Origin of the sequence: Alcanivorax sp. HI0007 (assembly GCF_001635525.1) — a bacterium.
Taxonomy (GTDB): Bacteria; Pseudomonadota; Gammaproteobacteria; order Pseudomonadales; family Alcanivoracaceae; genus Alcanivorax.
Genome location: NZ_LWEJ01000213.1, coordinates 18,884 through 39,263 on the forward strand (window position 1 = coordinate 18,884; position 20,380 = coordinate 39,263).

Here is a 20,380-nt window from a genome sequence, read left to right on the forward strand (position 1 = left end):
GAGTACCCGGTGTCTATTTTCAACGGTGTGCGCAACAACATGCTTGAACCGGAGAATAACAATGGACCAGCAACTCACTACCTTTGTGACAGTTTTTATTGTCCTCGCCGCGATCTGGGAAGTCCTCGCCGGACGGACCCGCGACGGAAAAAAGACCCGTCAGGACTGGAAGGTCGCCTTCCTGGCCACCTTGATGATGGTGGTCGTGCAACGGCCCCTGGTACTACTGCTGCTGACGTTGGGGCTGTCCGGCCTGTTTCCTGGCAGTGCGGGCTCCCTGGCCTGGCTTGAAGAGCAGTATTTCTGGCCGACCCTGATCGTCTTCTTCTGCATCGAAGAGTTTATCCATGGCTCCTTCCACCTGTTTGCCCACAGCCGCCGACCGAAGAACCGGCTGCTGCAATGGGTGCAGGCGTTCTACAAGATGAGTCATCGGCCCCACCACCTGGCAGGCGGCCAGGACAACAAGGGGCAATTGTCTGTGACCCAGACCTTTGTGAACGGCTGGGCCTGGTGGCTGATCATGCCCAACTACACCTTCCAGCTGGTGTGCCTGTATCTGGGGCTGGTAGAGGTGTTTCTGATCGGAACCGCCATCAAGGGCATCTGGGCGGCCCAGACCCATGTGAACTGGAACTGGGATCTGTATTTCCATAACCACCGGTGGGCCTGGGTGCGCAAGACCATGTGGGCACTGGCCCATGTGCTGACCTTCCCGACCCAGCATCACCATCATCATTCCCGTGGCCCCAATTCCGCCAGGAACGTGACCTCCACGCTGGCCATTTACGACTGGCTGATTTTCGGCACCCTGGCCATCGAGAGGGAGAAACCCGCAATGTATGGCTGGCGGCAGAATGATGACGAAGCCAACAGCGTGTTGAAGCGTTATTTCTTCTGGGATGTGCGTCAGTACATGCCGGGCGGAGCGGCGAAAGCGAAAAAGAAACGCGAAGACAAGCTGGCGAAAGCGGCCTGAGTGCCGCCGCGCTGATCACACCGTGTTTCGTTGCGGGAGAGCACGGGATTTTTCAGGCCCTGCCGGGGTAACCCGGTGGGGCTTTTTATAAAGCAGTAGCGAGTGACGAGGAGCGAGTTGCGAAAAGATAAAACCGGGGACTGGATGCGCCAGGATTTCTACGACGATCTTGTTGGTGGTGGGCCTTTACGACGGCATATCTATGAAACCGCTGTAGGAACAGAGCGCAGCGAAGTAACGCATGCAGTACAGTGCGGCCCGAAGGGTGAGCGTAGCGAATAGTCCTCTTGAGGGGCGAACTGTGTGTGAACGCGGAAATCATCCGAAGGATGATCAGGCGCTTCAAGGCTCGGCAGCTTTTAGAAAAGAGTGCGGGAACGGATGTGTCTGCCGCCTCGCATCGCTCGGTTCGCCCCTCAAGAGGAGCTCCTACAGCGGCTATCGTTGATAGATTGGGAGTACAACCCACAAACAAAAGAGCCGCACCTTGCGGCGCGGCTCTTTTGTCGATCGTGTGGCGAAAGCCTCAAACCGTGTTGCAGCTTGAGGCTTGCAGCTGTTACGCACCCAGCAGCATCTGGCCACACACACGCACCACGTTGCCGGTCAGACCCTGAGAGGCCGGGCTGGCAAAGAAGGCGATGGTTTCAGCCACGTCTACCGGCTGGCCGCCCTGGTTCATGGCGTTCATGCGACGGCCCGCTTCACGGATGGTGAAGGGGATAGCGGCGGTCATCTGGGTTTCGATGAAGCCCGGGGCCACGGCATTGATGGTGATGCCTTTCTCGGCGTACTCGTCCTTGTAGGCATCGATCATGCCGATCACGGCTGCCTTGGAAGCGCCGTAGTTGGTCTGGCCCAGGTTACCGGCGATACCGGCGATGGAGCTGATGGAGATGATGCGTCCACCTTCACCCATGCCGCCGTCAGCCAGCAGTTTTTCGTTGATGCGCAGCTGGCTGGCGATGTTGATGTTCAGCACCATGTCCCAGAATTTCTCCGGCATGTTGCCCAACATCTTGTCACGGGTGACGCCGGCATTGTGCACGACCACGTCGTAGCCGCCGATTTCCTTCGCCTTGGCAGCGATAGTGGCGGGGGCGTCGTCAGCGGTGATGTCCAGTTCCAGGGTATCGCCACCGATCTGCTCGGCCACCTGGTTCAGGTCATCAGCCATGGGCGGGATATCCAGCACGGTCACGGTGGCGCCGTCGCGGGCCAGAACTTCGGCAATGGCCGCACCGATACCGCGGGAACCGCCGGTGACCAGCGCTTTTTTGCCCGCCAGCGGCTTGTCCCAGTCAAACTTGGTCGCCTTGAAGCCGGCTTCGGAAACACGAACCACCTGGCCGGACACGTAGGCGGATTTCGGCGACAGGAAGAAGTGCAGGGGAGACGCCAATTGTGCTTCAGCACCTTCGTCTACATACACCAGCTGGGCGGTGGCGCCTTTCTTGATTTCCTTGCCCACAGAGCGGGTGAAACCTTCCAGGGCGCGCTGGGCCACACGGGTGGCGCCGGTCTGTTTTTCCGGGGTGCGGCCAATGACCACAACGCGGGCACATTTTTCCAGCTTGCGAATTACCGGGTGGAAGAATTCCCACAGGGCTTTCAGCTCATCCGGGTTCTGGATACCGGTGGCATCGAATACCAGGCCCTTGAACTTGGCATCGTCTTCGCGGTTGGCGGTGTAGTTGTCCGCGCTCACGCCCAGCTTGCCGGCTTTCTTCTGCAGCTCGGTGGCGTTGCCGGTGTTGGCCAGCACGGCGACCTGTGCTTCCGGCGCCCCTTTCAATGTCGCGAGGACGGTATCGATACCGGTGGAACCCTTGGCGGCGCCCACCAGTACGCGGCCCTTGATGAAAGAAGCCTGGCCCGGCTGCCAGCGATCGAGAATCACCGGGATGGGGAGATTGATTGCGCCAAACAGCGCCTTGCCCATAGAGGAATTGGCAATCGCCTGATAGGTATCGCTCATGATCCTGTCCTTTGCCATCAGAAGATGAATGTGTCTGGCTACATTAGTGCAACCAGAGCGAGTTTAAAGATGTGCCAGGGAAAGAACGGCCAAAATCAGACTTCTTTCGTAGGGCATGGGAATCAGCCCTGTCGCACACTGGCGCGTATTGAATCACTGCAATGTGGCAGGTGTATTGACCGGCGCCGGGAGTCAAACAGGCGTTTGAGCCAATGAGGCCGTGCCGGTTGCGGGTAGACTGCGCCCATTCGAGTGAATACTGTAGCGTTTTCACGCTGTCGTTGCTCACCGCCATCTTTAGAGGACATGACTATGCTGGCAGGTAAAGCCGTACGTAAGGTTGCCATTATCGGCGGTAACCGTATCCCGTTTGCCCGTTCCAACTCTGCGTATATTGATACCAGCAACCAGGAAATGCTGACTGCTGCTATCGACGGTCTGGTGGATCGTTTCAAGTTGCACGGCGAGAAGATCGACGAAGTGGCTGCCGGTGCAGTAATGAAGCACGCCCGCGATTTCAACCTGGTGCGCGAATCCGTACTGGGCTCCAAGCTGGCCCCGGAAACCCCGGCCTATGACCTGCAGCAAGCCTGCGGCACCGGTCTGGAAGCGGCCATCCTGGTGGCCAACAAGATTGCGCTGGGTCAGATCGATTGCGCCATCGCCGGTGGTGTGGACACCACCTCTGATGCGCCCCTGGGCGTCAACGAAGAAGCCCGCAAGGTGTTCATGGCGCTGAACCGTGCCAAGACCAACGGCGAACGCGCCAAGCTGGGCCTGAAGCTGCTCAATCCGAAATCCCTGATGCCCGACATCCCCAAGAACGGCGAGCCCCGTACCGGCCTGTCCATGGGTGAGCACCAGGCGATCACCGCCAAAGAGTGGGGCATTGCCCGGGAAGACCAGGACGAGCTGGCGTGGAAATCCCACCAGAACCTGGCCAAGTCCTATGAAGATGGCTGGCAGGATGACCTGATCAGCCCGTTCAAGGGCCTGGAGCGTGACAACAACATGCGCGGTGACTCCACCCTGGAAAAACTGGCTACCCTGAAGCCTTGCTTCGGTGGCCCGGACGGCACCATGACCCCGGCCAACTCCACCCCGCTGACCGACGGTGCGTCCACAGTACTGCTGGCCACCGAAGAGTGGGCCAAAGAGCGTGGCCTGCCGGTACTGGCCTACCTGACCATCGGTGAAGCCGCTGCCGTGGACTTCATCGGCAAGAAAGAAGGCCTGCTGATGGCACCGGCCTACGCTGTGCCGAGCATGCTGGACAAGCTGGACCTGACCCTGCAGGACTTCGATTTCTACGAAATCCACGAAGCCTTCGCGTCCCAGGTACTGTCTACCCTGAAAGCCTGGGAAGACGAGACCTTCTGCAAAGAGCGTCTGGGTCGCAAGAAGGCGCTGGGCAGCATCGACCGCAGCAAGCTGAACGTGAAAGGCTCCTCCCTGGCAGCCGGCCACCCGTTCGCTGCCACCGGTGGCCGTATCATCGCCAATGCGGCCAAGCTGCTGAACGAAAAAGGCTCCGGCCGCGCACTGATCTCCGTGTGTGCTGCTGGCGGTCAGGGCGTGGTAGCGATTCTCGAGAAATAATCGCTGGCATGACGCAAAAAACCGGCCTTCGGGCCGGTTTTTTTATGCCTGAAATATCCGCTGCCCACGGATTCATGCTGGTTTCAGGTAGCGTTCAGGGTAAATTCAGGTTGTGCTCTTAGAGTGTTTCCTATCCCCACAGGGACTCAAACCCAACAGGAAAGGAGCAACACCATGAGATTTTCCCGAACCCCTCTGATTGCCGCCCTGCTCGGCGTGGCCGCCGCCGGTACCGTTCATGCGGATGATGTACCCCACCAGCAAGTGCCACAGTTAGTGAAAGACGGCACAATCCAGTCCCTGGAGACGCTGGACAAGGTGGCCATGGATACGCATCCCGACGCACAGATCACCGACACCGATCTGGAAAACGAATACGGTCGCTACATCTATCAGGTGGAGCTCCGTGATGGCCAGGGCCAGGAATGGGATGTGGACATTGATGCCAGTACCGGCGATGTGCTGAAGGATGAACGGGACTGAAATTGTGACAATGTCGAAACGGGTCAGCAGGGCGGGGTTACTCGCCCTGCTTGGCCTGTTTTCCAGTTCGTCGATTGCGGACGATGTCAGCCACGAAGAAGCTCTGCGTCTTCGGGAGCAGGGCGTGGTGCTGCCGTTTGAAACTGTACTGGATGCTATCCTTGGCCGTTATCCGGAGGCTCGCTTGCTGGAAGTGGAGCTGGAACGGGATGACGGTATCCTGATTTATGAAATCGAGTTGTTGACCCGTGACAGGGTGGTGCGCGAACTGGAAATCGATGCCCGTGACGGGGCCTGGCTGGATGATGAGCGAGACGATTGATGCGGCTGATGTTGGTGGAAGACAGCGTATCCCTGGCCGATCAATTGATCCCCATGTTTCGCGAACACGGCTATGCGGTGGATTGGCTGGCTGATGGTCGAGATGCCCTTGTCAGGGCCCATGATGATCCCTTCGATCTGGTGATTCTGGATCTGGGGCTACCCGGTATGGATGGCCTGCAGGTTCTGCGGCAGTGGCGAGCAGAGGGGCTCGGTGTGCCGGTGTTGATTCTCACCGCCCGGGACAGTTGGTCGGAAAAAATCGAGGGGCTGCAGCTGGGCGCCGACGATTACCTGACCAAACCGTTCCATCCGGATGAATTACTGCTGCGGGTGCAGGCCCTGTTGCGGCGTAGCCACGGCAACGTCAATGATGCCGGTTTGCGTGTGGGCAGCCTGACACTGGATGAGCAGCGCCAGAGTGTCTGGCAGGGTGAGCAGGAAATGACGCTTACCGGTGCCGAGTTCCGCATGTTGCGATATTTCATGCACAACCCGGGTCGGTTGTTATCCAAGGGGCAGCTGGCCTCCCACCTGTATGACAACGAAAGTGATCGAGATTCCAATGTACTGGAAGTGCACGTGAATCGCCTGCGCCGCAAACTCGGCAAGGATGTGATCGAAACCCGCCGGGGGCAGGGCTATGTCTTTATCGGGGGGCAGGGATGACCTCCATCGGCCGTCGCCTGGGTATCAGCCTGTTCGTCAGCTTGCTGCTGGCGGGGCTGTTGATTAGCCAGGGGGCGCTGTGGTGGCTGGAGCGAGAACAACGTGACTCGCTCAGCGCCTCGCTGCGTGACGATGCGGCCGGGGTGCTCACCGCCATTGGCCGGGACCGGAATGATGTGCTGACGCTGGACCCGACGCGACTGCATCCGGCTTACCGGCGGCCTCTCTCCGGACGTTATTTCGTGGTGCTGGTGGATGACAGCCGCTGGCGCTCCCGGTCACTGTGGGATGCCACGCTGTCCATGCCGGAGTCCCCCGGCATGGACCCGATGCTGCAGCCCGGGCCGGGCGGTCAGCAGTTACTGCGTTACCGCGGTGAATACCGGATGAACGATCAGCCGGTGACCATCGTTGTGGCCCAGGATTACACCCCGGTGATGACCGCGTACGCCCGCACCCGCACCGCTGTGCTGATTGCCTGGCTGGTGGTGCTGCTGGTGTTGGCAGGGGTGCAACAGTGGTTGTTGCGCCGGGGGCTGTCGCCGTTGCGGCAAGCCCGCAAGGAGATCGAACAGCTTCGCGGTGGCCAGCGCAATACGCTCAATGAAAACGTGGCGCTGGAGTTGCACCCGCTGGTGGTGGAAATCAACCGTCTGCAACGGCATACCGAACAACAGCTGCAGCGCTCCCGCCATGGGCTGGGGGACCTGGGGCATGCGCTGAAAACCCCGCTGGCGGTGTTGAAAAATCGCTGCAATGAACAACTGAAAACCGCGGATCCTGCCCTCCATGCATTGCTGCAAGAGCAGCTGGATCAGATGGAAGCGACGATCCGCCGGGCGCTGGGACGGGCCCGCGTGGCGGCGGGGGTAACGGCCAGCAACCGGTTTTGTCCGGCCGATCATGTGCCCCTGCTCGTCACGACACTGGAGCGGGCTCATCACCGTTCCCTGCAAGTGACGGTAGAAGGGGACCAGCTGACCGCTCTGCCACTGGAGCGGGACGATATGCTGGAAGTGCTGGGCAATCTGCTGGATAACGCGTTCAAATGGGCAAAAAGCCACATTCGCCTGACACTGGATCAAGGTGACGGACAGCTGTGCCTGTGTGTGGAGGATGATGGTCCGGGGATTGCCCCTGAGCGTCGCCAGCAGGTCCTGCAGCGGGGTCAGAGGCTGGACGAACGCACACCGGGGGATGGCCTTGGGCTGGCCATTATCAGCGATACCGTGGCGGCTTATGGCGGCGATCTGTCCCTGGGGGAAAGCCCGCTGGGGGGCTTGCAGGTAGTGGTGCGGCTACCGCTTCTGCTTGGTGGGCGCCAGCCATCGTGATCACCGGCAGGGAACCTGGCCAGGGTGAGCGCACTCGGACCATAAACCCCTGACAACGCCTGAGTAAGGAGAGCCCCATGAAAGAACAGCGGTTGTGGCTGGTGCTGCTGGGACTGTTACTGGCCGGACGACTGGTCGCGGCACCGGTTTCTCTTGATGCCCGTCTGACGGATTTCGACTATCCCTTCCCGGTGCAGATGTTGAGTCTGGAGGATCAGCAACAGGATCTGGAGATGGCCTACATGGATGTGGCGCCGAAACAGGGCAATGGAAAAACAGTCCTGCTTTTGCACGGCAAGAATTTTTCCGGTGCGTACTGGCAAGACACCATGTCGGCCTTATTGGCCGAAGGGTATCGGGTGGTAGCGCCGGACCAGATCGGGTTTGGCAAGTCATCGAAACCGGCGCATTTTCAATACAGCTTCCAGACCCTCGCCGACCAGACCCGCCGTCTGCTGGATACCCTGAAGGTGGACCGTGTCACAGTGGTGGGGCACTCCATGGGGGGCATGCTGGCCACCCGCTTTGCGTTGATGTTTCCGGATCGCAGCGATGCACTGGTGCTGGTTAATCCCATTGGCCTGGAAGACTGGCAGCGCAAGCAGGTGCCATGGCAGTCCGTGGACGCCTGGTATCAGGGAGAAATGAACAAGAACCCGGAGAAGGTCAAAGCCTACATGACCCGCAGCTATTTTGATGGTCAGTGGAAAAAGACCTATGACCCCCTGCTCACCCTGCAGCAGGGGTGGATGCGTGGTCCGGATTACCGGCGCATTGCATGGAATTCCGCATTGCACTACGACATGATCTACAGCCAGCCGGTGGTGCATGATTTCGATCGGCTGACCCTGCCCACATTACTGATTATCGGTACCCGTGATCGAACCGCACTGGGACGTAACCGGGCTCCGGAAGCGCAAAGGGATCAGCTGGGCCGTTATGATCGCCTGGGCAAGGAGGCTGCCAGTCGCATTCCTCATGCGGTCCTGGTGGAGATGGACGGCATTGGCCACGTGCCTCAGTACGAGGCGTTTGATGATTATATCGCCGCGCTCAAGGCCTTTCTGAACAGGCACTGACAGCGGTTGCCTTGCACGGGTTTCAGGCGAGCTTGCCTGCGGCTTTGATGGTTACCGGTATGCCACTCATGAATGCCTGGTTGCTCAGCTTTTCGAAGCTGCCCGGACCGTGGGGCAGCAGGGCATTGATATTCACCCCCGGGTAGCGATTGGCCACGGTCAGCCCTGGGGTTTTCTGGTTGCCCCAGCCATGGGTCATGGCTACCACGCCGGGCCGCAGGGAGTCATCCCCGCGGGCCTGCGCCATCACTTCCCCGTACTCGTTTTTGAGGATCAAATGGTCGCCATCAGCCAGTCCCAGTGAGGCCATGTCCTGGGGGTTCATGTGCAAGGGATTATGGTCATGCTGACCCCGTTTCAGGTTGGCCACATTCTGGTACCAGCTGTTGTGCATGTAGTTGGTCCGCAGAGTGATCAACCGGAATGGCGGGGCAGTGTGTTTGAGGGCATCGAACTGTTGCCGCGCCAGGGTAATGGCTTCGGCAAACAGGGGCGGACAGCAGTCCACCCGTTTGTCGTCGGTCTGCACGAAGTCCCTGTAGAGGCGGCCAATGGGCTGGGTGTCGAGAACCACGGTACCGGAGGGGGCCTGCTTCAGGGTCGCCACGTCCAGCTGGTGTCGGGACATCATATGTTCCAGTCGCCCGAAGGGGTTGGCCGGGGTCTGCTCCAGCAGAGGAGCGCTTAAGCCCATGCGTTGCAGTAGCCGGGACAGGATCCACCATTCTTCCTTGCGTTGATGGGCTGGCGGCACCACGGCATCGGTGTATTGCACATGGGGGCGGTACTGCATGCCCAAGCCGCAGATATTGATATCCGGTCGCTCCAGCATATCTGCGGAGGGTAGCAGAAAGTGTGCGTACTCCCCGGTGGCGTTGCGAAACAGGTCGATGACAACAAGCAGGTCCAGTTTTTCCAGGGCCTGGCGCCAGCGATCCTCGCCGCCCACGCTGAGCAGGGGGTTGCCGGCAATCACCACCAGGGCCCGCACAGGGTTGTCGTCATCCAGGATCATGTCCGGCAGCAGGTTGCTGGGCAGGGCGCCCCGGATATGCCGTAACTCGCCGTATCGGGTGGAGAAGAACAGGCTGTCGTCAGGCCGGGCACGGCCCGCTTTGGCGGCCGGGTAGAAGCCCTCGCTGTAGAAATTGCCCCCTTCCCTGTCCAGGTTGCCGGTGACGAAGCTCAGCATCTGCAGGAGCCAGTAGCAGAGGGTGCCCTGTCGACCCATGTTGACGCCGGTGGACATGTGCACCGAGGCACGCTTGGCCGCGCTGAAGGTATCCGCCAGGGCACGGATATCTCCAGCGCTAAGCCCCACCACATCGGCCACGCTGTCGGCGGAATAGGGCGCGATCACCTCACGCAGTTCATCCACGTGATTGCCATGGTCGCGCAGCACGGCTTGGTTGAAACGACCCAGCGCATCAATCTCGTGGAGCAGGGCGGCCATGAGATAGAAGTCGGTGTCCGGCAGAATCTGTATCACCTCGCCGGTCTTCGGGCTGGCGGATTCGATCCTGCGTGGGTTGATGTAAAAGACACGGGCGCCCCGTTGGCAGGCCGCGCGAATTTTGGCCATGGGATCGGCAATGGAAATAAAGCTCATGTGTGAGACTTTGGGGTTTTCGCCGAAGATCAGCAGGCAGTCCGTATTGTCGATATCCGGTAACGGGTGCAGGGTGCTGGTGCCGAAAACGGCTTCGCCGGCAGCAAACTTGTTGGAGCAGTCCTGGGTGCCGGAGTTGAAGATACGGCGGCTGCCGATACCCATGAAAAACTCACCGATACCCTGGCTGCCAAGGGCATTGAAGGCGGTGGGGTTGCCGATATATCCGCCGATGGCATCCGCACCATACTGGTCGCGGATCTGTGCAAGCTGATCTCCGACAGCGGCGATAGCGCTATCCCAGTCTTGCTGATGCCATTGCCCTTCACCGGGCTGCCGGGAGCCCTCACGTTGCAGGGGGTAGTCCAGGCGATCCGGATCCTGGTGAATGGCCAGGTAATTGACGCCCTTGTGACAGGCGAACCCCTGACTGACAGGATGGTTCCTGTCGGGTTGCAGGCGCTGGACAATGTTGTCTTCCACCTGGGCCACCAGGCCACAGGAGGGTTCGCAGACGCGACAGAACGTGGCTATTGTTTTCATGGCTCGGGTCTTTTGTCTCTCCCTTTCTCTCAGGCTAGCCCGAAGTGGTGGAGCAGTCCTATGACCCGAATACCCAGTGAGTCGTTATTGGCGGTGTATCAGTCGTTTTTCACCGGTTTGAGGGCGGCCATGATCAACGCCACGGCCTGTTGGCTCACCGCTTCCATGTCGTCCCGGTTCACATAGATGCCATCGATGACCAGGCGGCAGAGCCCGTGAATGGTGGCCCAGCTGGCCTGGGCAACCCGTAGCGGATCCGTGTCAGCGGGAAGTCGGCCCTGAAGCTGGCTGCCCAGCCGCTCGGCATAGTGGCGGAAACTGCGGTAGGCCACCGCTTTCAGTTCGTCGGTGGGGTCTCCGCTTTTCCAGATGGTGCGGCCAAACATCAGCTCATACTGTTCCGGGTGTTCGGTGGCAAAACGCAGGTACTCGCTGACAAAGTGCTGAATCCGTTCCCGGGAGCCGTCACCCTGCAATTGCCGGGCGATCATCTCATCCAGCTGGCTGAAGGCCTGGGTGGCCAGGGCGCAGAGCAGGGCATTCTTGTCACGAAAGTGATGGTAGGGTGCGGTGCGGGAGACGCCGGCCCGTTCTGCCAGTTTGCGCAGGGAGAGACCATCAATGCCGTCCTCGTCCAGCAAGCGGTTGGCTTCCCGGAGCAGTGTGGAATGCAGGTCGCCGTGGTGGTAGCGGGCGGGTCGTGACATGGGTAATCCAGTTGCAAGTTGAAAGTGGCAAGTTACAACGCGCTGTTAAAGCAGGCGGCAGACAAGCCGCCGGTTACGCGAACTAGCGGGTTTGAGCGCGGCCAGGGTGGTGCAGATTATGGCCACGCAGATGCCGCGTTGAAACGTTCAACGTGTCACTTGCCAGGGTAGTTTCAGGAATAATCTTGACAGTGTCAAAATAAGCCATTAACTTGACGCCGTCCAGATAATTAACGCGTAGCCATCTTTGGTGACGATACGGAGCATACACCATGACAGCCGACCGCTATTCCAACCTGCTTTCCCCCCTGGATCTGGGCCACACCCAGCTCAAGAACCGGGTGATTATGGGGTCCATGCATACCGGACTGGAAGACCGTTTCTGGCAGTTTCCCAAGCTGGCAGCCTATTTTGCCGAGCGTGCCCGCGGTGGCGTTGGCCTTATTGTCACTGGTGGTTTCAACCCGAACAAGAAGGGCTGGTTTTATCCGTTCTCCGGGCTGTTCAACAGCCGCTTTGATGTGATGAACCACCGTAAGGTCACCGATGCGGTACATCGGGAAGGGGGCAAGATTGCCCTGCAGGTGCTGCATGCCGGCCGTTACAGTTACCACCCGTTCTCCCGCTCTGCCTCTGCCATCAAGAGCCCGATCAATCCGTTCAAGCCCAAGGCCATGTCCACCAAAGAGGTGGAGCAGACGGTGAAGGATTTTGCCCACACGGCCTACCTGGCCAAGAAGGCCGGTTACGATGGCGTGGAAATCATGGGCTCCGAAGGCTACCTGATTAACCAGTTCACCGCGCCGCGCACCAACAAGCGCAAGGACAAGTACGGTGGCAATGCGGAAAACCGCCGCCGTTTCCCGGTGGAAATCGTGCGCGAAACCCGCAAACGCTGTGGTGATGATTTCATCATCATGTTCCGCATGTCGGTGATTGATCTGGTCCCGGAAGGGTCCACCCGTGAGGAAGTGCTGGATCTGGCCAGGGAGCTGGAAGCGGCCGGCGCCAGTCTGCTGAATTCCGGTATCGGCTGGCACGAAGCCCGGGTGCCCACCATCGTTACCTCCGTGCCACGGGCAGCCTTCGTGGAGGCCACCCGCCAGGTGAAGGACGTGGTTTCCATTCCGGTGGTCGCGTCCAACCGCATCAACGATCCGGATGTGGCGGAAGAGATTCTCAAGAGTGGCCAGGCGGATGCCGTGTCCATGGCCCGCCAGTTGCTGGCGGACCCGGAGTTCGTGAAGAAAACCGAGCAGGGCAAAGCGGACGAGATCAATACCTGTATCGCCTGTAACCAGGCCTGTCTGGACCACACTTTCCAGCTCAAGCGGGCGTCCTGTCTGGTCAACCCCCGAGCCTGCCACGAAACCGAGCTTCTCTACCTGCGCACTGCCAAGCCGAAGAAGGTGGCGGTGGTGGGCGCCGGCCCGGCGGGATTGTCCTGTGCCACGGTGGCGGCAGAGCGGGGCCATGATGTGACCCTGTTTGATCAGGCCGGCGAAATCGGTGGCCAGTTCAACATGGCCAAGGTGATCCCCGGCAAGGAAGAATTCCACAACACCATCCGTTACTTCGGCAAGCGGATCGAAAACACCGGCGTCACCCTGAAGCTTAATACGCGAGTGGAAGTGGCCGATCTGCAGGCCCAGGGTTTTGACGAAATCGTTATTGCTACCGGGGTGCTGCCGCGCACCCCGGGCATTCCCGGTATTGATCATCCCAAAGTGCTTTCCTACGTGGATGTCCTGCGTGGCAAGGCCCAGGTGGGCGAAAAGGTGGCCGTGATCGGCGCCGGTGGTATCGGCTTTGACGTGTCCGAGTTCCTGGCCGAACATCCCCGCGAGGGTGAGCAGCCTTTGCCGGAGTGGATGAAGGAGTGGGGCGTGGACATGAACAGCGATGCCCCGGGTGGGCTGGTAGAGCCGGACGTGGAAAAACCGGCACGACAGATCACCCTGCTGCAACGCAAGCCAACCTCACTGGGCAAGGACCTGGGCAAGACATCCGGATGGGTACACCGTGCCACCCTGAAATCCCGCAATGTGGAAATGCTCAAGGGCTGTAGCTACGAGAAAATCGATGATGCCGGCCTGCATATCAAGATTGGCGAGGAAAGCCGGGTGCTGGACGTGGATCACGTGGTGATCTGTGCCGGTCAGGAATCCCTGCGTGAGCTGTATCAGGAAGACGCGAAAAACTTCCACCTGATCGGCGGCGCTGACCTGGCTGCAGAGCTCGACGCCAAGCGTGCTATTCGTCAGGGCGCGGAAGTGGCTGCTGCGTTGTAAAGACAGTTGAAAGTGTAAAGTTCAAAGTTGAAACGCTGGAAGGTTTCTCCTGTCCCGGAAAAGCAAGAGGCCGCGCTTAACGATAAGCGCGGCCTCTTGCGTTTAAGTTACAACACACCTATCGCGCGTTGTAACTTTCAACTTTGAACTTTCAACTAATTATTCGCCCGCAACCGTCGAGTCTTGAAGCTACCAATCCCCATCTCGGTGACTACCTTGAACAGCGACAGCAGGACGCTCTCATCCGGTTTCGGGTCCTTTCCCTTGCCCATGCGATGCAGCTGACGGGAGAACCAGGACACTTCCATCATGGCCATTTCGTCGATCATCTTGATGCCGGTCTTGCGCGGCGTGACGCGGCTGATGACCCCTTCCTGGCCGGCGAGAATGCGGTTGGCCAGATCCGGTTCCACGGCCAGAGGACGGGCAATACCGACCAGGTCGGTGGCGCCGCTTTCCACCGCTTGCGCCATGGCCTGGGCCGAGCGGAAGCCGCCGGTGACCATCAGCGGTATGGAAACCCGCTGGCGAATGGCCTGGGCGTAGTCCAGGAAGTAGGCTTCCCGCTTCACCGTGCTTTCGCGCACACCTCTGGCGCCGGCCATGGCCGGGTTTTCATAGTTACCCCCGGAGATTTCCAGCAGATCCAGCCCTTCGGCGGCCAGGGTTTCGGCCACGGTCATGGATTCTTCTTCGGTGAAACCACCACGCTGAAAATCTGCAGAGTTGAGTTTGATGCTCACCGGGTAATCCGGGCCAACGGCGTCGCGGATAGCGCGATAGATTTCCTGCGGGAAACGCATACGGTTTTCCAGGGAGCCGCCCCATTTGTCGTTACGACGGTTATGGTGGCCGGACAGGAACTGGCTGACCAGATATCCGTGGGCGCCATGGATTTGGACACCGGTAAAGCCGGCCTCTTTTGCCAGTGCCGCGCTGGTGGCAAAGCGCCGGATGATATCGAAAATCTCGTCTTCGTTGAGCGCCCGTGGCGTTTTGAAGGCGCTCTTGAGTTCCTTGCCGAAGGGCACCGCGGAAGGCGCCAGGGTATCGCCGCTGGCGAGCATGCGCGGGATCTGTTTGCCCGGGTGGTTCAGTTGCACCCAGATATCATTGCCCTGGCTCTGGCCCGCATCCGCCCAGCGTTTCAGCAGGGTCATGTCGCGCTTGTCTTCCAGCACCACGTTTCGGGGCTCACCGGTGTGGTTGCGGTCGACCATGATATTGCCGGTAATCAGCAACCCGGTGCCGCCCTGGGCCCAGCGACCGTAGAGTCGCTCCAGCGCCGGGGTCACATGATTATCGATGGTTCCCAGCGCTTCGCTCATGGCGGATTTGGCGAAGCGATTCTTCAGCGTTATTCCGCAGGGCAGGGCCAGTGATTGCCCGAGAGTGTCCGCGTGGCTCACGATTGTCCTCCAACGACCTGTTACGGTCAGCAGCTGTATAGTTTGATGATGGTCAAACTATAAGTTAGTTTTATACCCGTCAAACTGTTTTGTGGGGAGGTGCCGGTTTTGGCACGGAAAGACATATCGGAGAGCTCGGCGGAGCAGTTGGCAGCGGCCTTTCGGGCCCTGTCCAATCCTAACCGCTTGCGAATCTACCAGGTGATTCTGGAGCATTGCCGGGCCCATGGTCATGCGGATCTGGCGAAAGTGCCGGCGGGTTGTGCCTTCGGGGACTTCATGCAGCGTCTCAATATTGGTGCCCCTACGGTATCCCACCATGTGCGTGAACTGGCGGAGGCCGGGCTTATCCGGGTAGAAAGGGAAGGGCGGCGGCGCTATTGCCATACCCGGCCGCACATGCAGGCGACCCTGGCCCGTTTTTTTGAATTATAAGGAGAGAGCACAATGACAGCAGACCAGTGGGCGTTGTGGGGCTGCGGCATTTACTTTCTGACCGGCCTGCTGACCGGGGTGTGGAAGTACTGGCAGGTGGCTACCAGTGAAAAGGGGCGTGCCCATTACTACGTGGATGTGGCGCACCGGGCCAGCCTGATGTACGCCTTTGCCTGTCTGGTGCTGGAGCGGTTTGCGTTGCTTAGCGTCTGGGACGACTGGATCAATACGTTGGCCGTCCTGGCGAGCCTGCTGTTCTTCGGCCTGGCCATTGGCAGTTATATTCTCCACGGTTTTCTGCAGGACACCCGTAACCAGTTGCAACGGCCCCACCGGCTGGGCGGCGGCAGTGTGCCGGAGTTGGCCATGTCCACATTCATGGTGTCGTTGATCGTGGCCGAGGTGGGTGGTTTCGCGGTGTTGTTTGCCGGGTTTGTGATGCGTTGAGGCCACGCCCGCAATGGGCGTGGCGTATGCCGGGTTCAGGCCAGGCGGTTCTTCTCGGTGATCTGGCCGTTCAGGGTCCAGAAATCGTAGAGAATGCCCAGCCCGAACAGGCCGGCGGTGAGCAGGTAAATGATCCCGGTGATTACCTTGCCCATGTAGAAGCGGTGAATGCCGAAGATGCCCAGGAAGGTAAGCAGAACCCAGCCGATGTTGTAGTCGATACTACCGGGTTCGTAGCGTTCGTCGGCGGCATCATCCATTCCCGGGATCAGGAACAGATCGATGATCCAGCCGATGAAAAACAGCCCCAGCGTAAAAAACCAGATGGTGCCGGTGATCTGGCGGCCGTAGTAAAACCGGTGGGCGCCCATAAAGCCGAAAATCCACAGCAGATAGCCGATGACCTTGCTGTGCGTATCCTGATTCTGCATGGCGATTAACCTCGTTTTATAGATCGACTTTCAGTGCGGCACTGGCGGCATTCGCCTTGTCACGCGCTTCCTGGATGGATTCACCACGGGCCAGGGCAACCCCCAGGCGGCGGCTGCCCTTCACTTCCGGTTTGCCGAACAGGCGCACTTCCGTTTCCGGTTGGGCCAGGGCCTGGTCCAGCCCACGGTAACGCATCTGGTTGGAGTCGCCTTGCACCAGCAGTACCGAAGAGGCACTGGGTCCCCGTTGTTCGATGTCAGGGACTGGCAGTCCGAGAATGGCGCGGGCATGCAGGGCGAACTCGGACAGGTTCTGTGAGAGCAGGGTTACCAGGCCGGTGTCATGGGGGCGCGGTGACACTTCGCTGAAATACACCTGATCGCCCTTGATAAACAGCTCCACGCCGAAAATGCCCAGGCCGCCCAGTGCCTCGGTGATGGCACCCGCCACTTCCTGGGAGGCTTTCAGCGCCTTGTCGCTCATGGGCTGGGGTTGCCAGGATTCCTGATAATCGCCATTTTCCTGACGGTGACCGATGGGGGAGCAGTAGGTGGTGCCATCCCGGTGGCGCACGGTAAGCAGGGTGATTTCGTAATCGAAGTCCACAAAGCCCTCAACGATCACCCGCCCCTGACCGGCGCGTCCTCCGGACTGGGCATAGTCCCAGGCGGACTGGATGTCAGTTTCGGTTTTCACGGTGCTCTGGCCCTTGCCGGAGGAACTCATCACCGGTTTGACCACGCAGGGCAGACCTATCTCGGCAACAGCCTGCTGGTATTCCTCCAGGCTTTCCGCAAAGCGGTAAGGGGAGGTGGGCAGTGACAATTCTTCTGCTGCCAGGCGGCGAATGCCTTCGCGGTTCATGGTCAGTCTTGCAGCCCGGGCAGTGGGCACCACGGTAAAGCCTTCGCTTTCCAGTTGAACCAGTTCGTCGGTGGCGATGGCTTCGATTTCCGGCACGATCAGTGCCGGCTTTTCCTGTTCGACCAACTGGCGCAGGGCGGCACCATCGAGCATGTTGATGACATGACGACGCTGGGCCACCTGCATGGCCGGGGCATGATCGTAGCGGTCCACGGCGATCACTTCGCAGCCATAACGAATCAGTTCGATGGCCACTTCCCGGCCCAGTTCGCCGCTGCCCAGCAGCATGACGCGGGTGGCGGTGTCGGTAAAAGGCGTTCCGATGGATGTCATAACAGCTCTCAATGCGATTGATGGCATGATTGTAACGAAATGGGGTGCTGGTGCTAGGGCCGGCTGCGACATACCATGGCCCCGCATTGATCAGGATAGAACCATGAACGACGAAATCTGGATGCAGCGGGCGCTGGAACTGGCCCGGCAGGCTGCCGAGGCAGGCGAAGTGCCGGTGGGGGCCGTGCTGGTCCGTGATCAGCAGGTGCTGGGCGAGGGCTACAATCAACCCATCATCGCCCATGATCCCTCCGCCCATGCGGAAGTGGTGGCGCTACGTGCTGCTGCACGTGCCGAGCAGAATTACCGCTTACCGGGAAGCACGCTGTACGTGACCCTTGAGCCCTGCACCATGTGTTTTGGTGCCATGGTTCATGCCCGTGTAGCTCGTCTGGTCTATGCAGCCAAAGAGCCCCGAGCCGGGGTCTGTGAGAGTCAATTGCAGTTGCCGCAGGTGGACTTCTATAACCACAAGCTGCTGGTGGAAGGCGGGCTGCTGGCGGCGGAGAGTGCGGCCATGCTGAAGGCGTTTTTCGCGGCTCGCCGCAAGGGTTGAGATGGTGGGTAGGGTGCACTGAGCCTAAGGCGAACTGCACCACCCCGGCGTTGAATCGGTGCAGTTCGCCTTAGGCTCAGTGCACCCTACGACGAAGAGCATAAAAAAAGGGCCGGCAATGCCGGCCCTTTTTCGTTCAGGAAAAGCTCTTATTGGTACTGAGCTTCCTGGGTAGTGGCCTTCATGATGGCTTCTACGCGACGGTTCTCCGCGCGGCCTTCACTGGTGCCGTTATCGGCAATCGGCTTCTCTTCGCCGTAGCCTTCGGTGGTGATGCGGTCAGTGCTGATGTTGAACTCTTCCACCAGTACTTTCTTCACTGCATCAGCACGCTTCTTGGAGAGCGACTTGTTGTAGCTCGCTGCGCCAGTGCTGTCGGTGTGACCTTCCAGTACCAGGTCAGCAGAGGGATACTTGCGCATCTCTTCAGCCAGACGCTCCAGGTCAGGGTAGGAAGTCTGACGCACTTCCGCCTTGTCCAGACCGAACTCAACGTACAGGGTTTCCTTAACGTCTTTTTCCAGGTACTGCTGACAGCCTTTCTCGTCTACCAGTGCGCCGGCCGGAGTATCCGGGCATTCGTCGGCACTGTTGACTACGCCGTCACCATCGTCGTCCAGTTCGCAGCCGGTTGCGTCAACCTGGGCGCCAGCCGGGGTGTTGGCACACTGATCGCGATCATCAGGTACGCCGTCACCGTCGCTGTCGGTTACCACGTTTTCAACTACCGGCGCCGGCTCTTCTTCCTTCTCGGATGCACCGATCAGGAAGTTCAGGCCTGCATAGACTTCAGCATCCCAGCGCTCGGTGCGGAAGCTGTAGTAGGGACGAGCGCCCACGTCCAGCAGGAAGTGCGGGTGCAGCAGGGTCTGGAAACCGGTTTCCAGGGTACCGATGGTTTCCTTGAAATCGTTGGAGCTGTCGCTGGTCGGCTCGGTGCGGAACTCACCGGCACCGATACCCACGTAGGGTTCGAACGCGGAGTTGCCGGCGAAGTGTTTACGCAGGCTACCGTGAGCGATGTTGATGTCTGCATCACCAATCAGGTCAGTGTTGGAGTTGTTACGCTCCCACCAACCCTGGACAGACCAGTCACGGTTGAAGCGGTAGCCCAGTTGGGCACCGGGAAGGGTTACACTGTTCTCGCTGGTGTTCTGGTCGTAGTGATCGCCGATGTCGATCCAGTTCTCACTGATGTGACCACCAAAGTAGAAATAACGCTCGGGAATTTCATCAGCAGTGACCGCAGTGGTCGCAGTGACAGATGCGCAAGCAATACTAGCCGCCAAAAAATGTTTAGCGTTCATAAGCTCCTTCCTTGTTTTGTCCAATAGGCAGTACAAACACCGGGTCAGTGTTGTGCAGCCGGTCTCCCATGTAAATCCTCACATGACAGATTAATAAAAAAATTTACAAATATGGAAATAGTTTGGTATCGGCGGAGTGGGGTTTTGTAATTATCTAGTGTAAAAGCATTACTTTTTATTTTTGAGGTACGATTTAAAGATTGCTTTTCGGCACTTCAGAACGGTCGCGTCCTTCGTTGCGGTTCTGGTAAAGCGCATAGTCGGCTTCGTTAAGCAGAGGATTGATATTGCGGCCACTGTTTTCGGTGCTGGCAACACCGATTTTGGCGCTGATCCTGACATTTTCCGGCTGTGCTTCTCCGGGTCGCGGGCTAGACAGTCTTATGCCGGCAGTGAGTGCGCGCAGACCCTCACCCATTCGGGCGGCATCATCGTAGTTCGTGTGGGGGAGTACCAGCAGGAACTGGGCGCCATCGAAGCGTCCGAACAGATCGCTTTCGCGGATTTTTTCACGGATACAATCGGCAAACAGGCGCAATGCTTTTTCACCGGTATGGCGACCGTATTCATCCAGCAACTGGGTGAAGTCGTTAATCTCCAGTAACAGAATGGAAACCGTGTAGTTATGACGTTGACTCAATGCCAGTTCTCTTTCCAGCATGCTGAGCAGGTGAGGGCGGTTGAACAGCCCGGTCAGGTGATCCTCGCGGGCCAGCTGTTGCAGCTGGTGATTCTGCCGATCCAGTGACATCAAACGGCTGGCCACCAGATAAAGTGGGGGCGGCAGCAGCATCAGCGGCAGCACGGTGGCCAGAATCAGGGCGGAAAGCCAGTCCCTCTCACCCACCACGAGAATGGCGATGCTGGTAAGGATCAGAGAGAGCAATACGGCGCTGAGTGTAATCAGCAGGGTGCCCTTGAGTGCGGTGGCACGGTCGTGCCGGCTTGTCTGCCGGGCCGATGAGGCCACCACATGGAACAGCTTGGACATGCTGTGATATCCCC

General features: G+C 59.2%; 19 protein-coding genes. 11 read left to right on the forward strand and 8 right to left on the reverse strand.

Features of this window, described 5'->3' with window-relative positions; translation table 11 throughout:
* Positions 1-61: 61 nt before the first annotated feature.
* On the forward strand, positions 62-979 hold the full coding sequence (locus A3714_RS10750; RefSeq protein ID WP_062817879.1) for a sterol desaturase family protein: 918 nt from the start codon (positions 62-64) through the stop codon (positions 977-979).
* 559 nt (positions 980-1,538) lie between these two features.
* Here the strand turns inward: A3714_RS10750 and A3714_RS10755 are convergent.
* Positions 1,539-2,957 carry a 3-oxoacyl-ACP reductase gene (locus A3714_RS10755; protein WP_063509169.1) on the reverse strand — a complete coding sequence of 473 codons (1,419 nt, stop codon included), beginning with the start codon at positions 2,955-2,957 and terminating at the stop codon, positions 1,539-1,541.
* A 312-nt stretch (positions 2,958-3,269) separates the two neighbouring features.
* Between A3714_RS10755 and A3714_RS10760 the strand changes: the two genes are divergently transcribed.
* The 6 genes from A3714_RS10760 to A3714_RS10785 all read left to right on the forward strand — a co-directional run bounded on the left by A3714_RS10760 (position 3,270) and on the right by A3714_RS10785 (position 8,442).
* On the forward strand, positions 3,270-4,556 hold the full coding sequence (locus A3714_RS10760; protein ID WP_062817877.1) for an acetyl-CoA C-acetyltransferase: 1,287 nt from the start codon (positions 3,270-3,272) through the stop codon (positions 4,554-4,556).
* Positions 4,557-4,730: 174 nt separating this feature from the next.
* Entirely contained in the window at positions 4,731-5,039 is a 309-nt protein-coding gene (locus A3714_RS10765) for a PepSY domain-containing protein (RefSeq protein WP_062817876.1), read from the forward strand.
* A gap of 10 nt (positions 5,040-5,049) precedes the next feature.
* Positions 5,050-5,361 (forward strand): PepSY domain-containing protein, encoded by a 312-nt coding sequence (locus A3714_RS10770; RefSeq protein ID WP_062817875.1) that lies wholly within the window; start codon positions 5,050-5,052, stop codon positions 5,359-5,361.
* Positions 5,361-6,029 (forward strand): response regulator transcription factor, encoded by a 669-nt coding sequence (locus A3714_RS10775; RefSeq protein WP_063509168.1) that lies wholly within the window; start codon positions 5,361-5,363, stop codon positions 6,027-6,029. The genes A3714_RS10770 and A3714_RS10775 overlap by 1 nt, the downstream gene beginning before the upstream one ends.
* The gene (locus A3714_RS10780) at positions 6,026-7,363 is read left to right on the forward strand and encodes an ATP-binding protein (RefSeq protein ID WP_063509167.1); all 1,338 of its coding nucleotides are present in this window, start codon (positions 6,026-6,028) and stop codon (positions 7,361-7,363) included. The genes A3714_RS10775 and A3714_RS10780 overlap by 4 nt, the downstream gene beginning before the upstream one ends.
* 77 nt (positions 7,364-7,440) lie before the next feature.
* Entirely contained in the window at positions 7,441-8,442 is a 1,002-nt protein-coding gene (locus A3714_RS10785; RefSeq protein ID WP_063509166.1) for an alpha/beta fold hydrolase, read from the forward strand.
* A gap of 22 nt (positions 8,443-8,464) precedes the next feature.
* On the opposite strand, the gene A3714_RS10790 is transcribed toward A3714_RS10785, so the two are convergent.
* Entirely contained in the window at positions 8,465-10,594 is a 2,130-nt protein-coding gene (locus tag A3714_RS10790) for a molybdopterin-dependent oxidoreductase (RefSeq protein WP_063509165.1), read from the reverse strand.
* Between the two features lie 98 nt (positions 10,595-10,692).
* On the reverse strand, positions 10,693-11,301 hold the full coding sequence (locus A3714_RS10795; RefSeq protein WP_063509164.1) for a TetR/AcrR family transcriptional regulator: 609 nt from the start codon (positions 11,299-11,301) through the stop codon (positions 10,693-10,695).
* Between the two features lie 272 nt (positions 11,302-11,573).
* Here A3714_RS10795 and A3714_RS10800 point away from each other — a divergent pair, with 272 nt between their 5' ends.
* Positions 11,574-13,592 carry an NADPH-dependent 2,4-dienoyl-CoA reductase gene (locus tag A3714_RS10800; protein ID WP_063509163.1) on the forward strand — a complete coding sequence of 673 codons (2,019 nt, stop codon included), beginning with the start codon at positions 11,574-11,576 and terminating at the stop codon, positions 13,590-13,592.
* Between the two features lie 155 nt (positions 13,593-13,747).
* Here A3714_RS10800 and A3714_RS10805 read toward each other — a convergent pair whose 3' ends face one another.
* On the reverse strand, positions 13,748-15,001 hold the full coding sequence (locus A3714_RS10805) for an NADH:flavin oxidoreductase/NADH oxidase family protein (protein WP_063509162.1): 1,254 nt from the start codon (positions 14,999-15,001) through the stop codon (positions 13,748-13,750).
* Positions 15,002-15,100: 99 nt separating this feature from the next.
* Between A3714_RS10805 and A3714_RS10810 the strand changes: the two genes are divergently transcribed.
* Positions 15,101-15,436 (forward strand): helix-turn-helix transcriptional regulator, encoded by a 336-nt coding sequence (locus A3714_RS10810; RefSeq protein ID WP_063531308.1) that lies wholly within the window; start codon positions 15,101-15,103, stop codon positions 15,434-15,436.
* Between the two features lie 12 nt (positions 15,437-15,448).
* Positions 15,449-15,883: a hypothetical protein gene (locus tag A3714_RS10815; RefSeq protein ID WP_062817866.1), complete on the forward strand. Its 435-nt coding sequence runs from the start codon at positions 15,449-15,451 to the stop codon at positions 15,881-15,883.
* A 35-nt stretch (positions 15,884-15,918) separates the two neighbouring features.
* On the opposite strand, the gene A3714_RS10820 is transcribed toward A3714_RS10815, so the two are convergent.
* Complete coding sequence (locus A3714_RS10820) at positions 15,919-16,314, reverse strand: TM2 domain-containing protein (protein WP_035246668.1); 396 nt, start codon at positions 16,312-16,314, stop codon at positions 15,919-15,921.
* Positions 16,315-16,330: 16 nt separating this feature from the next.
* Positions 16,331-17,512, reverse strand: a complete 1,182-nt coding sequence (purT, locus tag A3714_RS10825) for a formate-dependent phosphoribosylglycinamide formyltransferase (protein WP_063509161.1) — start codon at positions 17,510-17,512, stop codon at positions 16,331-16,333.
* Positions 17,513-17,615: 103 nt separating this feature from the next.
* Between purT and tadA the strand changes: the two genes are divergently transcribed.
* Entirely contained in the window at positions 17,616-18,068 is a 453-nt protein-coding gene (tadA, locus tag A3714_RS10830) for a tRNA adenosine(34) deaminase TadA (protein ID WP_063509160.1), read from the forward strand.
* Positions 18,069-18,217: 149 nt separating this feature from the next.
* Here tadA and A3714_RS10835 read toward each other — a convergent pair whose 3' ends face one another.
* Both A3714_RS10835 and A3714_RS10840 read right to left on the reverse strand, forming a co-directional pair.
* Positions 18,218-19,375, reverse strand: coding sequence for an OmpA family protein (locus A3714_RS10835; RefSeq protein WP_062817863.1), 1,158 nt, complete (start codon positions 19,373-19,375; stop codon positions 18,218-18,220).
* Between the two features lie 193 nt (positions 19,376-19,568).
* Positions 19,569-20,366 carry a GGDEF domain-containing protein gene (locus A3714_RS10840; RefSeq protein ID WP_063509159.1) on the reverse strand — a complete coding sequence of 266 codons (798 nt, stop codon included), beginning with the start codon at positions 20,364-20,366 and terminating at the stop codon, positions 19,569-19,571.
* Positions 20,367-20,380: the final 14 nt, after the last annotated feature.

Excerpts from the sequence above, each read along its gene's own strand:
- A3714_RS10785 (WP_063509166.1), top strand. The coding sequence starts at position 7,441 with ATGAAAGAACAGCGGTTGTGGCTGGTGCTGCTGGGACTGTTACTGGCC.
- A3714_RS10750 (WP_062817879.1), top strand. The coding sequence starts at position 62 with ATGGACCAGCAACTCACTACCTTTGTGACAGTTTTTATTGTCCTCGCC.
- tadA (WP_063509160.1), top strand. The coding sequence starts at position 17,616 with ATGAACGACGAAATCTGGATGCAGCGGGCGCTGGAACTGGCCCGGCAG.
- A3714_RS10755 (WP_063509169.1), bottom strand. The coding sequence starts at position 2,957 with ATGAGCGATACCTATCAGGCGATTGCCAATTCCTCTATGGGCAAGGCG.
- purT (WP_063509161.1), bottom strand. The coding sequence starts at position 17,512 with ATGACATCCATCGGAACGCCTTTTACCGACACCGCCACCCGCGTCATG.
- A3714_RS10795 (WP_063509164.1), bottom strand. The coding sequence starts at position 11,301 with ATGTCACGACCCGCCCGCTACCACCACGGCGACCTGCATTCCACACTG.
- A3714_RS10800 (WP_063509163.1), top strand. The coding sequence starts at position 11,574 with ATGACAGCCGACCGCTATTCCAACCTGCTTTCCCCCCTGGATCTGGGC.
- A3714_RS10840 (WP_063509159.1), bottom strand. The coding sequence starts at position 20,366 with ATGTCCAAGCTGTTCCATGTGGTGGCCTCATCGGCCCGGCAGACAAGC.
- A3714_RS10775 (WP_063509168.1), top strand. The coding sequence starts at position 5,361 with ATGCGGCTGATGTTGGTGGAAGACAGCGTATCCCTGGCCGATCAATTG.
- A3714_RS10815 (WP_062817866.1), top strand. The coding sequence starts at position 15,449 with ATGACAGCAGACCAGTGGGCGTTGTGGGGCTGCGGCATTTACTTTCTG.
- A3714_RS10765 (WP_062817876.1), top strand. The coding sequence starts at position 4,731 with ATGAGATTTTCCCGAACCCCTCTGATTGCCGCCCTGCTCGGCGTGGCC.
- A3714_RS10770 (WP_062817875.1), top strand. The coding sequence starts at position 5,050 with ATGTCGAAACGGGTCAGCAGGGCGGGGTTACTCGCCCTGCTTGGCCTG.
- A3714_RS10820 (WP_035246668.1), bottom strand. The coding sequence starts at position 16,314 with ATGCAGAATCAGGATACGCACAGCAAGGTCATCGGCTATCTGCTGTGG.
- A3714_RS10790 (WP_063509165.1), bottom strand. The coding sequence starts at position 10,594 with ATGAAAACAATAGCCACGTTCTGTCGCGTCTGCGAACCCTCCTGTGGC.
- A3714_RS10760 (WP_062817877.1), top strand. The coding sequence starts at position 3,270 with ATGCTGGCAGGTAAAGCCGTACGTAAGGTTGCCATTATCGGCGGTAAC.
- A3714_RS10835 (WP_062817863.1), bottom strand. The coding sequence starts at position 19,375 with ATGAACGCTAAACATTTTTTGGCGGCTAGTATTGCTTGCGCATCTGTC.
- A3714_RS10780 (WP_063509167.1), top strand. The coding sequence starts at position 6,026 with ATGACCTCCATCGGCCGTCGCCTGGGTATCAGCCTGTTCGTCAGCTTG.